General features: G+C 65.3%; 13 protein-coding genes. 7 read left to right on the forward strand and 6 right to left on the reverse strand.

Translation table 11 applies throughout. The annotated features are described in order from the left end of the window. Positions 1 to 27 precede the first annotated feature (27 nt). Positions 28 to 843: an exodeoxyribonuclease III gene (locus ACVMDN_RS37450; protein ID WP_076833660.1), complete on the forward strand. Its 816-nt coding sequence runs from the start codon at positions 28 to 30 to the stop codon at positions 841 to 843. A 177-nt stretch (positions 844 to 1,020) separates the two neighbouring features. On the opposite strand, the gene ACVMDN_RS37455 is transcribed toward ACVMDN_RS37450, so the two are convergent. After that, entirely contained in the window at positions 1,021 to 1,461 is a 441-nt protein-coding gene (locus ACVMDN_RS37455) for a cyclic nucleotide-binding domain-containing protein (protein ID WP_076833662.1), read from the reverse strand. Between the two features lie 57 nt (positions 1,462 to 1,518). Further along, positions 1,519 to 2,205: a response regulator transcription factor gene (locus ACVMDN_RS37460; RefSeq protein ID WP_016841446.1), complete on the reverse strand. Its 687-nt coding sequence runs from the start codon at positions 2,203 to 2,205 to the stop codon at positions 1,519 to 1,521. A gap of 241 nt (positions 2,206 to 2,446) precedes the next feature. Here ACVMDN_RS37460 and ACVMDN_RS37465 point away from each other — a divergent pair, with 241 nt between their 5' ends. Then, positions 2,447 to 2,986 (forward strand): L,D-transpeptidase family protein, encoded by a 540-nt coding sequence (locus ACVMDN_RS37465; protein ID WP_076833664.1) that lies wholly within the window; start codon positions 2,447 to 2,449, stop codon positions 2,984 to 2,986. A 104-nt stretch (positions 2,987 to 3,090) separates the two neighbouring features. After that, the gene (locus tag ACVMDN_RS37470; RefSeq protein WP_076833665.1) at positions 3,091 to 3,876 is read left to right on the forward strand and encodes a 2-keto-4-pentenoate hydratase; all 786 of its coding nucleotides are present in this window, start codon (positions 3,091 to 3,093) and stop codon (positions 3,874 to 3,876) included. A 60-nt stretch (positions 3,877 to 3,936) separates the two neighbouring features. On the opposite strand, the gene ACVMDN_RS37475 is transcribed toward ACVMDN_RS37470, so the two are convergent. Then, positions 3,937 to 4,641: a YggS family pyridoxal phosphate-dependent enzyme gene (locus ACVMDN_RS37475; RefSeq protein WP_076833667.1), complete on the reverse strand. Its 705-nt coding sequence runs from the start codon at positions 4,639 to 4,641 to the stop codon at positions 3,937 to 3,939. A 109-nt stretch (positions 4,642 to 4,750) separates the two neighbouring features. On the opposite strand from ACVMDN_RS37475, the gene ACVMDN_RS37480 reads away from it, so the two are divergent. From ACVMDN_RS37480 to holA, 4 genes are all read left to right on the forward strand, one after another. After that, positions 4,751 to 6,442, forward strand: a complete 1,692-nt coding sequence (locus ACVMDN_RS37480; RefSeq protein WP_076833669.1) for a sensor domain-containing diguanylate cyclase — start codon at positions 4,751 to 4,753, stop codon at positions 6,440 to 6,442. 353 nt (positions 6,443 to 6,795) lie between these two features. Next, positions 6,796 to 9,432: a leucine--tRNA ligase gene (gene leuS, locus ACVMDN_RS37485; RefSeq protein WP_076833671.1), complete on the forward strand. Its 2,637-nt coding sequence runs from the start codon at positions 6,796 to 6,798 to the stop codon at positions 9,430 to 9,432. Then, on the forward strand, positions 9,419 to 9,976 hold the full coding sequence (gene lptE, locus ACVMDN_RS37490) for an LPS assembly lipoprotein LptE (RefSeq protein WP_076833672.1): 558 nt from the start codon (positions 9,419 to 9,421) through the stop codon (positions 9,974 to 9,976). The genes leuS and lptE overlap by 14 nt, the downstream gene beginning before the upstream one ends. A gap of 115 nt (positions 9,977 to 10,091) precedes the next feature. Further along, complete coding sequence (gene holA, locus ACVMDN_RS37495; RefSeq protein ID WP_057020328.1) at positions 10,092 to 11,123, forward strand: DNA polymerase III subunit delta; 1,032 nt, start codon at positions 10,092 to 10,094, stop codon at positions 11,121 to 11,123. A gap of 106 nt (positions 11,124 to 11,229) precedes the next feature. On the opposite strand, the gene ACVMDN_RS37500 is transcribed toward holA, so the two are convergent. The 3 genes from ACVMDN_RS37500 to rsmG form a co-directional block, all read right to left on the reverse strand. Beyond that, positions 11,230 to 12,120, reverse strand: coding sequence for a ParB/RepB/Spo0J family partition protein (locus ACVMDN_RS37500; protein ID WP_057020329.1), 891 nt, complete (start codon positions 12,118 to 12,120; stop codon positions 11,230 to 11,232). Positions 12,121 to 12,264: 144 nt separating this feature from the next. Then, complete coding sequence (locus ACVMDN_RS37505) at positions 12,265 to 13,116, reverse strand: ParA family protein (protein WP_028335813.1); 852 nt, start codon at positions 13,114 to 13,116, stop codon at positions 12,265 to 12,267. Positions 13,117 to 13,147: 31 nt separating this feature from the next. Continuing rightward, the gene (gene rsmG, locus ACVMDN_RS37510; RefSeq protein WP_194295419.1) at positions 13,148 to 13,813 is read right to left on the reverse strand and encodes a 16S rRNA (guanine(527)-N(7))-methyltransferase RsmG; all 666 of its coding nucleotides are present in this window, start codon (positions 13,811 to 13,813) and stop codon (positions 13,148 to 13,150) included. Positions 13,814 to 13,886: the final 73 nt, after the last annotated feature.

Here is a 13,886-nt window from a genome sequence, read left to right on the forward strand (position 1 = left end):
CGAGAACCGTGCTAAGACGCACCTCTCATGCGGTTCTCCGTCACCACCTGGAATATCAACTCGGTGCGCCTGCGCATCGACACCGTCGCCAAGTTCATCAAGAGCGCGCGGCCGGATGTGCTGTGCCTGCAGGAGACCAAATGCATCGACGATGCGTTTCCGCTGAAACGCTTCAAGCGGCTCGGCTATGAACACGTCGCGCTGAACGGACAGAAGGGCTATCACGGCGTCGCTATCGTCTCGCGCCTGCCGTTCGAGACGACCGACATCAGGACGTTCTGCGACAAGATCGATTCACGGCACATCTCGGTGTCGTTCGGCGAGAAGGCGCAGCTGTCAAAGCCGCTGGTGCTGCATAATTTCTACGTGCCGGCCGGCGGCGACATTCCTGATCCCGCGCTCAATCGGAAATTCGAGCACAAGCTGCAATTCCTCGACGAGATGAAGGCCTGCGAGCCGCTGCATCCGCGCGGCGACGACCGCCACATCCTGGTCGGCGACCTCAACGTCGCGCCGCATGAGAACGACGTGTGGTCGCACAAGCAGCTGCTCAAGGTGGTCTCGCACACGCCGGTCGAAACCGAGAAGCTGCTCGCCGCGCAGGCGCATGGCGAATGGTTCGACATCGCGCGCGAGCGGATCCCGATGTCGGAAAAGGTCTACACCTGGTGGAGCTACCGCGCGGCGGACTGGACCGTCGGCGATCGCGGCCGACGGCTCGATCACATCTGGGTCTCGCGCGCGCTGAAGGATCAGGTCAGCGATTTCAAGATCACCCGCGACGCCCGCAGCTGGGAGCGCCCGTCGGACCACGTGCCGGTGACGGCGGTGATGGAGGTTTAAGTGCGCCGCCGACCCTCGACCCGTCATCCTGAGGAGCGCGGAACGCGCGTCTCGAAGGGTGCACGGCCCGGCTGGTGGCCGTCGACCCTTCGAGGCTCGCCCAGCGGCGCAATTGCGCCGCAAGGCTCGCACCTCAGGTGACGGTTCAATGAACTTGCGGAATGACGCGCGGAAAGATCACGTACTCAGCTTCCCGCCCGCCATCAGGATATCGCTTGCGAGCTGGCTGGTGCGCAGCGCGAGCTCGTCGCGTAGCCGAAGGGCCGCGGCGGGATCGCTTTCCAGCACGCGCTGGAACAAGCTACGCGCGACTCGGATCACCGAGCCGCGCTCCAGCGCGGTGGCGGTCGATGGCCGCTTCATCGCGACGATCAATGCGAGCTCGCCGATCAGCGCGCCGGGACCGGCGATGATCTCGGCGCCGCCTTCCTCGACGCGGAAGGTGCCGCGCTGCACGACATAGCCGGCGTCCGCGGCGTCGCCGGCCTTGAACAGCACGTCGCCTGCGTTGAAATCACGTTGCTCGGAGCCGATCGCCAGCATGCGCAAGGAGCTTTCGCCCAACAGACGCATTGTCGGGACCCGCTCGAGCAGGGCTACGTCATCATCGATCGACATTCAGGTCCGGTAACCGCGGTGCGCCTCGATTTCACGAATCGTTGAGCGCAAAGCGTATCACGGCACCAGCTTGTAGCCACCGGCTTCCGTCACCAGGATTTCCGGGTTGGCGGCGTCCTTCTCGATCTTCTGGCGGAGGCGGTAGATGTGGGTTTCCAGCGTGTGGGTGGTGACACCGGAATTGTAGCCCCAGACTTCCTGGAGCAGCGTCTCGCGCGACACCGGCATCTGGCCGGCGCGGTAGAGGAAGCGGAGGATCGCGGTTTCCTTCTCGGTCAGCCGCACCTTCCTGGCATTGGCGCCGGTCAGCATCTTCGAGCCGGGCCGGAACGAGTACGGACCGACCGAGAACACCGCGTCCTCGCTGGCCTCGTGCTGGCGGAGCTGCGCCCGGATCCGGGCCAGCAGCACCGCGAAGCGAAATGGCTTCGCCACATAGTCGTTGGCGCCGGATTCGAGCCCCAGGATCGTATCGGAATCGGTGTCGTGGCCGGTCAGCATGATGATCGGAGCCTTGAAGCCGCCCTTGCGGAGCGAGCGGACCACTTCGCGGCCATCGGTGTCGGGCAGGCCGACGTCCATCAGGACCAGATCGGGGGAATTGGCTTTGGCGGCAGTGGCGCCCTTGGCGCCGGTGTCGACTGCGGAGGCTTCGAATTCCTCGTGCAGCGACAGCTGCTCGACCAGCGTATCGCGCAGATCGGTATCGTCATCCACGATCAAGATCTTGCGGGCATTGGCCATAGGTACAATCCTTCGGGGGCGGGCGGTCAGAAGCAGAGGACGCTTATGGCCGTAACATCGGCTAGATATGTGTTCAGGTAGGCGATTGTTACCGATTCACAAGGCAACGCAGTCTACCTCAAATCCGGCGGGGCAGGACGTGAATGTCCTGTAATGCCGGGAAATAGGATGTTCTGAACCTCCAAGGCAAGCTCAGTTTGGAACGATTCTTAAGGGAAGGTCAGCTATTTCAATCACTTATATGACAGCCAAACGTGATCGACCGCTCTCCATCATCGAGGTCCGAGCAGCCGCCGGCGACCCGCGCCGGGGCTGGCTGTCGGCTGACGGCTGGACCGTGCCGGTGGCGCTCGGACGCGGCGGAATCCTCGCCAACAAGCGCGAGGGCGACGGCGGCACGCCGCGCGGCGTCTTCCATCCGCGCCAGCTCTGGTGGCGCGCCGACCGGCACCAGCGTCCGGCGACTTTCCTGCCGACCCGGCCGATCCGCCGCGAGGACGCCTGGTGCGAGGACCCCGCCGACCGTCACTACAACCAGCCGATCCGGCTCGACCGCGAGCAGGGCGGCGACCGCCTGACCCGCGAGGATCATCTCTACGACTTCATTGTCGAGATCGATCACAACGCCGCGCCGCGCGTCGCCGGCCGCGGCAGCGCGGTGTTCCTGCATCTGGCGCGGCCGAACTTCTCGCCGACCGCGGGCTGCGTCTCGATGACGAAGGCCTCGATGCTGCGGTTGTTGCGGCGGATGTCGCCGCAGACCAGGATCATCATCGGCTAGAGTTGTCGAATGGCTGAACATCGCTTTTCCCGCGCGACAGACGCGACGCGTTTGTGCTGAGATCGTGCACACCAGAAAATAATTCCCGCGGGGAGCGAAACAGCATGCTCGACAACAACAAGATCGCCGCCGCCTCGAAGGTCCTGCACGATCACTGGCACGCCGGCACCAAGCTCGCAGCGCTCGATGTCGCCATTCGGCCGCGCGATCGCGCCGAGGGCTATGCGGTGCAGGCCGAACTGGAAAAGACGTCGCGCAAAAAACTGTTCGGCTGGAAGATCGCGGCGACCAGCGCGGCCGGCCAGAAGCACATCAATGTCGCCGGACCGCTCGCCGGGCGCATCCTTGCCGAGACGGTGATACCGGATGGCGGCACCGCGTCGATGCAGGGCAACGAGATGCGCGTCGGCGAGCCGGAATACGCCTTCCGCATGGCGCGCGATCTCGCGCCGCGCACGACGCCGTACAGCGTGCAGGAGGTGCTGGAGGCCGTCGGGACGCTGCATCCGGCGATCGAGATTCCGGATTCGCGTTTCGCCGATTTTGTCGCCGCCGGCGAGGCGCAGCTGATCGCCGACAATGCCTGCGCGCATCTGTTCGTGCTCGGACCCGCAACCTCGGCCGACTGGCGCGCGATCGACCTGGTCGAGGACCGCCCGGTCATCACGCTGCGCGGCGAGCGCTATATCGGCCACGGCAAGAACGTGCTCGGCGATCCCTGCGCAGCGCTCGCCTGGTGCGCCAACGAGCTGCGCGCGCTCGGGCTGACCTTGCGGGCAGAGGAAGTCGTCACCACAGGCACCTGCCATCCCCCGCTGCCGATCACCGCCGGCGATAAATTCGCCGCCGATTTTGGCGCGATCGGAAAAGTGTCGGTGCGGTTCGTGTAGGCCGCGCACGCGCCACACACACCGCTGTCGTCCCTGCTTTCGAAAGCAGCGGGACGACAGTCAGTTATGCGGCACCGTCCGCGTCCCGAAGATCGCCGAGCCCACCCGCACATGGGTGGCCCCCATCTGGATCGCGACGGCAAAGTCCGCGCTCATGCCCATCGAGAGATTCGTCAGCCCGTTGCGCGCGGCGATCTTGGCGCAGAGCGCAAAGTGCGGCGCCGGCGCCTGGTCGACCGGCGGGATGCACATCAGTCCTGATATCTGCAGGCCGTAGGTGTCACGGCATGCCGCGATGAAGGTATCTGCGTCCTGCGGTGCCACGCCGGCCTTCTGCGGCTCCTCGCCGGTATTGATCTGGACGAACAGTTCCGGGTGCTTGCCTTGATTTTTGATTTCCTTGGCTAACGCTTCGCAAATGCTGGCGCGATCGACCGAATGGATCGCATCGAACAGCGCGACGGCCTCCTTGGCCTTGTTCGACTGCAACGGTCCGATCAGATGCAGCTGCAATCCCGGATGAGCCTGGGTTAGCGCCGGCCACTTGCCCTTGGCCTCCTGCACGCGATTTTCGCCAAATACGCGCTGTCCGGCGCCGATAATCGGCAAAATTGCGTCGGCCGCGAACGTCTTCGACACCGCGATCAAGGTCACCGACATGCGGTCGCGCCGCGCTTCCTTGCAGGCATGGGCGATCTCGCGTTCGACGGCGGCGAGGCCATGTGGTGAATCGGCCGGTAACGGCGTGGTCGGGCTTTGCGTCATGCTTGTGCCGTTCTCTGACAGGTGCGGGGGGTTGGCTCGAATTTTACCAAATTCGGGAAAGGCTTTTTGAAGCCCTGCATTCTAACTTGCGCACGGGCAAGGGAATAGAATGTCGGGCGTCACTTTCAACCGCAACCGGGTCAGGCTCAAGAAGGTTCTGGGAATTCGTGCCCGGCTGGCCTTGCTTGCGCTGATGCTGGTCGCGCCCCTGATGCTGGACCGCGTCCGCACGCTGGAGGATTCCCGCAGCAAGCAGATCGCGCAGGCCGCGGCCGGCTATGCCAGCCTCACCGCGCATGCCGCGGAAACCCAGCGCGAGGTGGTCTCCTCGGTCGAGACCATGCTGAAATCCGCCGCCTATATCCGCGCCTCCGGCGGCATCGCGCAGAGCTGCGAGGTGCTGCGCGCCAGCCTGCCGACGGTGCTGCCCTGGATCCGCAGCATCATGTTCGTCTCCAGGGACGGGCTGGTGCAGTGCTCGACCCTCAACGTCCAGGTCGGCCTCAATGTCGGCGACCGCGAATATTTCAAGAAGGCGCAGGACAACCGCGACTTCGTGTTCAGCGACTATCTGCGCGGCAGGACCAATGGCCGCCCGATGATGATGGCCGCGTATCCGGTGGCCGCGATCAATCCGGAGCAGGATGCCGTCGTGGTCGCCGGCATCAATATCGACTGGCTGTCGCAGATCATGGCCAATCTCGGCGGCCAGCCCGGCATGTCGGCCGTGCTGGTCGACTCTACCGGCGTCGTGATCGCCGCGCCCGCCGATCATGCGAGCCTGATCGGCCGCTCGCTCGACACCATCCCGCTGATGGCAGCGATCGCCGAGAAGGCGCTGAGCTATGACGAGCCGTCCGGCTCGGTGTCGTTCACCGCGTCCGACGGCGCACAGCGCACGCTGAGCTTCGCGCGCATCGCCGGCACGCAGTCCCGGCTGATCGTGAGCATGGACGAGGCCAAGGTGACCGCGGCGATCAACCGCGAGATCCGCACCGCCTATCTGCAGCTTGGATTTGTCTGCCTTTTCGTCTTGTTGGGCGCCCTGGTCGGCGCCGAGCGACTCGTCATCCATCCGATCGAGCTGATGACCGGCATGGCGCGGCGGTTCGGCGAGGGCGACTGGTCGGCGCGCGTCGCCAAGCACAAGCTGCCGGCGGAATTCGTGCCGCTGGCGCGTGCCTTCAACGCGATGGCGGCGCAGCTCAGCCAGCGCGAGCGCGAGCTGGTCGCCTCCAACGATCGTCTCACCGTGATGGCCTCGATCGATGCGCTGTCCGGCCTTGCCAATCGCCGCGGCTTCCAGAGCCGGCTCGACTTCGAGTGGATGCGGGCGCAGCAATATGAATGCGAGCTGTCGCTGATGATGATCGATGTCGATCACTTCAAGCTCTACAACGACACCTACGGCCATCCCGAAGGCGATGCCTGCCTGACCCGAATCGGCGAAGTGCTGTCGGGGATCGCCGCCGACACCATGGGCTTCGCCGGCCGCTATGGCGGCGAGGAATTCTGCCTCTTGCTGCCGAACACTGACGCCGCGCATGCGCTCGCGATCGGCGAGACCGTGCGCACCGCGGTGCTCGGCCTCGCCGTGCCGCACGCGTCCTCGAGCCATTGCGTCGTCACCGTCAGCGTCGGCGTCGCGACGACCAGACCGAACGAGACCCAGCGCCCCGGCGACCTGATCGAAGCTGCAGATGCCGCCCTCTACGCCGCCAAGCGCCGCGGCAGGAATGCCGTGATCGAGCACGGCTTCCTGCAGACGCTGGACGAAGCCGGGATGGCGCTGGCGAGTTGAGATCGTGCGTGATCGAGCCGCGCCATGAGCGCGGAACCATGACCATCGGCGACGCCGCATATTCAGCGTCGTCCTGGCGAAGCCTAGGACCCATTACCCCCACCGTTTATTATTGCGCGAAGCTGGGGCCACGATCCCTTCCTCGACAAAGCTCTGTGGTCCAGGCCTTCGCCAGGACGTCGAGAAGGCTGCAGACGGCGCCCCCCTGCGACAGCGGCAGGGCGGCTGCGCGAGGGGATGGGACGTTTGGAGGCCCCAAGCCGTTGACCGCGCAGGCGCTTTTGTGGCCTAGTCCGCCGTCCCCGGACGGGGCCCGAAAATCACCCAGAGCCACCCAAAATCCCTGCGATTTCATGACCGCCGAACGCTACAACGCCCGTGAATCCGAGCCCCGCTGGCAGCGCCTGTGGGACGAAAAGGCGATCTTCGCCTCCAAGAACGACGATCCGCGGCCGAAATACTACGTGCTCGAGATGTTCCCCTATCCGTCGGGGCGCATCCATATCGGCCATGTCCGCAACTACACGCTCGGCGACGTGCTGGCCCGCTTCATGCGCGCCAGGGGCTACAACGTGCTGCACCCGATGGGCTGGGACGCGTTCGGCCTGCCGGCGGAGAATGCCGCGATCGAGCGCAAGGTGGCGCCGAAGGCCTGGACCTACGACAACATCGCCGCGATGAAGAAGCAGCTGCGGTCGATCGGGCTGTCGCTCGACTGGTCGCGCGAGTTCGCGACCTGCGACCCCAGCTACTACAAGCATCAGCAGAAGATGTTTTTGGACATGCTGCGCGCCGGCCTCGCCGAGCGCGAGAAGCGCAAGCTGAACTGGGATCCGGTCGACATGACCGTGCTCGCCAACGAGCAGGTGATCGACGGCCGTGGCTGGCGCTCGGGCGCCGTCGTCGAGCAGCGCGAGATGAGCCAGTGGGTCTTCAAGATCACGAAGTACTCGCAGGAGCTCCTGGAAGCGCTGGATGGTCTCGAGCGCTGGCCCGACAAGGTGCGGCTGATGCAGCGCAACTGGATCGGCCGCTCCGAGGGCCTGTTGATCCGCTTTGCACTGGATGCGGCGACCACGCCGGCCGGCGAGAGCGAGCTGAAGATCTTCACCACGCGGCCGGACACGCTGTTCGGCGCCAAGTTCATGGCGATCTCGGCGGATCATCCGCTGGCGGTAGCGGCTGCCGCGAAGAACCCGAAGCTCGCGGAGTTCATCGCCGACATCAAGAAGATCGGCACCGCGCAGTCGATCATCGACACCGCAGAAAAGCAGGGTTTCGACACCGGCATCAAGGCGGTGCATCCGTTCGATCCGAGCTGGAAGCTGCCGGTCTATGTCGCGAACTTCGTGCTGATGGAATACGGCACCGGCGCGATCTTCGGCTGCCCGGCGCACGACCAGCGCGACCTCGACTTCGTCAACAAGTACAATCTCGGCAATGTGCCGGTGGTCTGCCCCGAGGGCCAGGACCCGAAGACGTTCGTCATCACCGACGTCGCCTATGACGGCGACGGCCGCATGATCAATTCGCGCTTCCTCGACGGCATGACGATCGAAGCGGCCAAGGAAGAGGTCGCCAAGCGGCTGGAAAGCGAAGTCCGCGGTAATGCGCCGGTCGGCGAGCGGCAGGTGAATTTCCGCCTGCGCGACTGGGGCATTTCGCGCCAGCGCTACTGGGGCTGCCCGATCCCGGTGATCCACTGCCCGAAATGCGACGTGGTGCCGGTGCCCGACGACCAGCTGCCGGTGACGCTGCCGGAGGATGTCAGCTTCGACAAGCCGGGCAACGCGCTCGACCATCACCCGACCTGGAAGCACGTCAGCTGCCCGAAGTGCGGGGCCAAGGCCGTGCGCGAGACCGACACGATGGACACCTTCGTGGACTCGTCCTGGTATTTCGCGCGCTTCACCGACCCGTGGAACGAGACCGCGCCGACCACGCCTGCGGTCGCCAACCGGATGATGCCGGTCGATCAGTATATCGGCGGCGTCGAGCACGCGATCCTGCATCTGCTCTACAGCCGCTTCTTCACCCGCGCGATGAAGGCCACCGGCCACGTCGACATGAGCGAGCCGTTCGCCGGCATGTTCACCCAGGGCATGGTGGTGCACGAGACCTACCAGAAGGCCGACGGCAGCTGGGTCACGCCGGCCGAGGTGAAGATCGAGGTTGGCGGCAACGGCCGCCGCGCGGTGCTGATGGCGACCGGCGAGGACGTCGCGATCGGCCCGATCGAGAAGATGTCGAAGTCGAAGAAGAACACCGTCGACCCCGACGACATCATCGCGAGCTACGGCGCCGACGTCGCGCGCTGGTTCATGCTGTCGGACTCGCCGCCGGACCGCGACGTGATCTGGAGCGACGAGCGCGTGCAGGGCGCCTCACGCTTCGTGCAGCGGCTGTGGCGGCTGGTGAACGAATCGGCCGAGATTGCCAAGACGGCGCCGGCGGCCCGGCCGGCCACGTTCGGAGCCGAGGCGCTGGCGCTGCGCAAGGCCGCCCATGGCGCGCTCGACAAGGTGTCGTCCGGGATCGAGCGGCTGCATTTCAACGTGTGTCTCGCCCATATCCGCGAGTTCGCCAATGCGCTGTCCGAGGTGCTGGCAAAGGGCGACAAGCCGGCGCCGGACCTGGCTCCAGAAGTTTCTTGGGCCGTCAAGGAGGCGGCGACCATCCTGGTGCAGCTGTTTTCGCCGATGATGCCGCATCTGGCCGAGGAGTGCTGGGTGGTTCTGGGCCAGACCGGGCTGGTTTCCGAGGCCGATTGGCCGCAAATCGAGCGCGATTTGCTGGTCGAAGACAGCGTGACCCTGGTTGTCCAGGTCAACGGTAAAAAACGAGGTGATGTTACCGTGCCACGGGCGGCCCAAAATGCGGATATAGAGGCTGCCGTTTTGGCGCTCGATGCGGTAAAAGCCGCCTTGGGCGGCAAACCCGTCCGCAAGGTGATCGTGGTGCCCATGAGGATCGTCAATGTTGTCGGCTAGGATCAGGATCGCCGCCCGGCTCGTGGCCGTGGCTGCCTTGGCCGCGCTGACGGCCGGATGCTTCCAGCCGATGTATGCCGAGCGTACCCTCGACGGCCAGTCGTCCGCGCTGCGCGAAAAGCTGATGGGCGTCGAGGTTCCGCCGGTCGACAAGCCGAACGCCTCGCGCGAGGCCCGGGTTGGCGTCGAGGTCCGCAACGCCCTCGCCTTCAAGCTCTACGGCACCGCCACCGGCATGCCGCCGACGCATCGGCTGGTGCTGCGCTTCAACACCAGCCGCTCCTCGCTGATGATCGATCCGGCCACTGCGCTGCCGACCAGCGAGAACTACGCCATCGACGCCCAGTTCAACCTGATCGAGATTGCGTCGAACAAGTCTGTGATGACCGGCACCACGTTCTCGCGCGTGTCCTATGACATGCCCGGCTCCTACCAGCGCTTCGCCCGCGCCCGCGCCTTCCGCGACGCCGAGGACCGCGCCGCGCAGGAGATCGCCGACAACATCCAGACCCGCCTCGCCTCCTTCTTCTCCACCGGAACCTGAGGCGGGAGGTCATTCCGGGGCGCGCCACCGGCGCGAACCCGGGATCTGGAGATGATGGATCGAGATTCCGGGTTCGCCTCTGACGAGGCGCCCCGGAATGACAGTTTAAGGCGAGATGGTCGCGCTTCGCGGAAAAGAGATCGACAGCTTCCTCGCCCGGCCTGACGCCGGCCGTCCGATCATCCTGCTGTACGGCCCGGACCTCGGGCTGGTGCGCGAGCGTGCCGACGCGCTGATGGCCTCCGCGGTCGACGATCCCAACGATCCATTCTCGCTGGTGCGGCTCGATGGCGACGAGCTCGCCGCCGAGCCGTCGCGGCTGGTCGACGAGGCCATGACGGTGCCGCTGTTCGGCGGCCGCCGCGCCATCCGCGTCCGCGCCGGCTCGCGCAACTTCTCGAGTGGCGTCGAGACGCTGACCGAGACCACGGCGCTCAGGGATTGCCGCATCGTGATCGAGGCCGGCGAGCTCAGGCCGGAATCGCCGCTGCGCAAGATCTGCGAGCGCGCCAAGAATGCGGTGGCGATCGGCTGTTATCCCGACACCGAGCGCGATCTCACCAAGCTGATCGAGGACGAGCTGCGCGCATCGAATCTGCGGCTCGCACAGGATGCGCGCGCGGTACTGATGTCGCTGCTCGGCGGCGACCGCATGGCTTCGCGCAACGAGCTGCGCAAGCTGGCGCTGTTCGCGCACGGCAAGGGCGAGATCACGCTCGAGGACGTCATGACCGTGGTGTCCGACGCCTCCGAGCTGAAGCTCGACCCGATCGTCGACGGCGCCTTCGCCGGCAACGCCGCGCTGGTCGAAAGCGAGTTCACCAAGGCAATGGTCGCCGGCACCTATCCCGGCGTGATCATCTCGGCCGCGCAGCGCCAGGCGGCATGGCTGCACAAATCAGCGCTCGCGATCGCGGACGGCACGCCGGCGTCAGCCGTGCTCGAAGGCGGATTCCCGCGGCTGCACTTCTCGCGCAAACCCGCGGTCGAGATCGCGCTGCGCAATTTCACGCCGCCGCGGCTGGTGAACGTGATCGATCAGCTCGCCACCGCGGCACTCGACATGCGCAAGCAGGCCTCGCTCGCCGCCGTCATCGCGCAGCGCGCGCTGCTCTCGATCGCGGCGAATGCGAAGCGGCGGGGGTAAATTGAAGAAGTCATTCCGGGGCATGCGAAGCATGAACCCGGAATCCAGAGATGTGGAAAAAGAGATTCCGGGTTCGCGCTGACGCGCGCCCGGAATGACGAAACCGCTAGCCGCCCTCCAGCCGCCGCACCACTTCGTCGAGCTGCTCGAGGTTGCGGTAGCTGATCTGGACGGTGCCGCCGGGATCGCGATGGCTGACGGTAACGGCAAGGCCGAGCGCATCGCTGACGCGTTTCTCGAGCGCCAGCGTGTCGGCATCCTTGTCGACCTTGGCCGCGCTGCCACTGCGCGCCTTCTGCGGCTTGCGCTCCGGCACGCCCTCCTCATGCGCCAGCGCCTCGGCCTGGCGAACGTTGAGACCCTCGGCGACGATGCGCTTCGCTGCAGCGAGCGGATCCGGCACGCCGATCAGCGCGCGGGCGTGGCCGGCGGAGAGATCGCCTTTCGAGATCAGCGCCTGCACCTCGACGGGCAGCTTGGTCAGCCGCATCATGTTGGCGACATGGCTGCGGCTCTTGCCGACGATCTTGGCGATGTCTTCCTGGCTGCGTTTGAACTCGTCGGCGAGCGCGTGATAGCCCTGCGCCTCTTCCATCGCATTGAGGTCTTCGCGCTGGACGTTCTCGATGATCATGATCTCGAGCGCGTCGGAATCAGAGACCTCGACCGGCACGATCGGCACTTCGTGCAGGCCGGCGAGTTGCGAGGCGCGCCAGCGGCGCTCGCCGGCGATGATCTCGTAGCGGTCCTGCGCGCCCTTGATCGCACGCACCACGATCGGCTGGATCACGCCGCGCTGCCTGATCGAATCGGCAAGCTCGCCGAGCTCGGTGTCGGCGAAGGTGCGCCGCGGGTTACGCGGGTTGGCCTTGAGGAATTCGATCGGCACCTTGCGCTGGTTGCGCGGCCGCTCGACATGCGCGGCCGCCTCGCCGCCGACATCTCCGATCAGGCTTGCCAGCCCGCGCCCCAGTCGCGAACGCGCTTCATCGGCCATTGTTGCGAGCTCCCTTGGATTCACACGCAGTACTCCAGACTTGAATTTCAAAAGAAACGTAGGATGGGTAGAGCGAAGCGAAACCCATCGCGGCTCGCAATGAGAGTGATGGGTTTCGCTTCGCTCTACCCATCCTACGCAACATCAATGCGTGCGCAGCTCGCGCTCGCGCTGGATCACTTCGGTGGCGAGCTTGAGATACGCATCGCTGCCGGCACATTTGAGGTCGTAGACCAGAACCGGCTTGCCGTAGGACGGCGCCTCGGAGATACGCACGTTGCGCGGGATCATGGTGTCGTAGACCTTGTCGCCCATGAACTGGCGCACGTCGGCAACGACCTGGTTGGAGAGGTTGTTGCGCGAGTCGAACATGGTCAGCACGATGCCGTGGATCGACAGGTTCGGATTGAGCGTCGAGCGCACCTGCTCCACGGTCTGCAGCAATTGCGACAGACCTTCGAGCGCAAAGAACTCGCATTGCAGCGGCACCAGGATCGCGTCCGACGCCGCCATCGCATTCACCGTGAGCAAATTGAGCGAGGGCGGGCAGTCGATCAGCACGTAGGTGTAGTCGGCTTCCGGCGAGACATTGTTGTTCAATCCTGCGATCGCATCGCGCAGCCGGAACGCGCGGCCCGGCGTGGTGCCGAGCTCGAGCTCGAGGCCGGAGAGGTCCATGGTGGAAGCCGCGATGTGCAGCCGCGGCACCGCGGTCGCGACCACGGCATCGCGCAGCGGCGCTTCGCCGATCAGGACGTCGTAGGTCGAGCAGCTGCGGTTGCGGCGATCGATGCCGAGGCCGGTCGAGGCGTTGCCCTGCGGATCGAGATCGACGATCAGGACGCGCTCGCCAATCGCAGCGAGTGCGGTCCCAAGATTGATCGCTGTGGTGGTCTTGCCGACGCCGCCCTTCTGGTTGGCGAGCGACAGGATGCGCGGATGGCCAGGCGGCTGGGACGCCTTATCCTCTTGATAAACCTCGTCCATCACAGTCATACCAAAATACCATTTGCTCTCGCGGAGTCCCCTAGCGCCGCTCGATTGACCCGAGTTCGACGATCCAGCCCTGTCCGCCGGTCCGGCTGGAGTGTAGCTTTGGCTCAATAATCCAATATTTAGTGGCCTCGGTCAATTCAGCCTCTACATCTTGACCCTTCAAAAACAGCGCCTTGGCGCCCTTTTTGACCCACGGCTCCGCAAAGCCGATGAGTTGATGTAACGGAGCCAGCGCCCGCGCGGTGACGCAATCGATGGGCCCCGGGATTCTATCCACAGTATCCCCGATATCAGCCAGGTGCACCGTCCCCGGCGAGCCCGTCACCCGTATCGCCTCGCGCAAGAATGCCGCCTTCTTGGCGATTCGCTCAACCAAATGAATCGACGCGCCCGGAGTTTCGGCCAGTGCGCAGGCCAGCACGACGCCGGGGAAGCCGCCGCCGCTACCGAGATCGACCCACGACTTCGCCGTCGGCGCCAGACTCAGGAGCTGCAGCGAATCGGAGACGTGGCGGGTCCAGAGGGTCGGCAGCGTCGATGGCGCGACGAGATTGGTCTTGGCCTGCCACGCCAGGAGGAGGGCGACGTAGCGGTCGAGCCGTGCCTCTGTTTCACGTGAAACAGGCGTCAGCGCGAGCGCCGCGGCCTTGTCCTTGACGGAGACACTGAGTTCGGCGGATTGCGAAATTGAAGCCATTCTCTGGAATGCCGGTCGAGCTCGTCGTTGCGAGCGAAGCGAAGCAATCCGTAGTGCCGCGTGAGGAAGCGAT

This window comes from Bradyrhizobium sp. USDA 4510 (genome assembly GCF_054059095.1).

Bases quoted from the DNA above. Each gene is read 5' to 3' on its own strand.
- ACVMDN_RS37470 (WP_076833665.1), top strand. From the start codon at position 3,091: ATGCTCGACAACAACAAGATCGCCGCCGCCTCGAAGGTCCTGCACGAT.
- ACVMDN_RS37460 (WP_016841446.1), bottom strand. From the start codon at position 2,205: ATGGCCAATGCCCGCAAGATCTTGATCGTGGATGACGATACCGATCTG.
- ACVMDN_RS37450 (WP_076833660.1), top strand. From the start codon at position 28: ATGCGGTTCTCCGTCACCACCTGGAATATCAACTCGGTGCGCCTGCGC.
- holA (WP_057020328.1), top strand. From the start codon at position 10,092: ATGGTCGCGCTTCGCGGAAAAGAGATCGACAGCTTCCTCGCCCGGCCT.
- ACVMDN_RS37500 (WP_057020329.1), bottom strand. From the start codon at position 12,120: ATGGCCGATGAAGCGCGTTCGCGACTGGGGCGCGGGCTGGCAAGCCTG.
- rsmG (WP_194295419.1), bottom strand. From the start codon at position 13,813: ATGGCTTCAATTTCGCAATCCGCCGAACTCAGTGTCTCCGTCAAGGAC.
- ACVMDN_RS37480 (WP_076833669.1), top strand. From the start codon at position 4,751: ATGTCGGGCGTCACTTTCAACCGCAACCGGGTCAGGCTCAAGAAGGTT.
- leuS (WP_076833671.1), top strand. From the start codon at position 6,796: ATGACCGCCGAACGCTACAACGCCCGTGAATCCGAGCCCCGCTGGCAG.
- ACVMDN_RS37505 (WP_028335813.1), bottom strand. From the start codon at position 13,116: ATGACTGTGATGGACGAGGTTTATCAAGAGGATAAGGCGTCCCAGCCG.
- ACVMDN_RS37455 (WP_076833662.1), bottom strand. From the start codon at position 1,461: ATGTCGATCGATGATGACGTAGCCCTGCTCGAGCGGGTCCCGACAATG.
- lptE (WP_076833672.1), top strand. From the start codon at position 9,419: ATGTTGTCGGCTAGGATCAGGATCGCCGCCCGGCTCGTGGCCGTGGCT.
- ACVMDN_RS37465 (WP_076833664.1), top strand. From the start codon at position 2,447: ATGACAGCCAAACGTGATCGACCGCTCTCCATCATCGAGGTCCGAGCA.
- ACVMDN_RS37475 (WP_076833667.1), bottom strand. From the start codon at position 4,641: ATGACGCAAAGCCCGACCACGCCGTTACCGGCCGATTCACCACATGGC.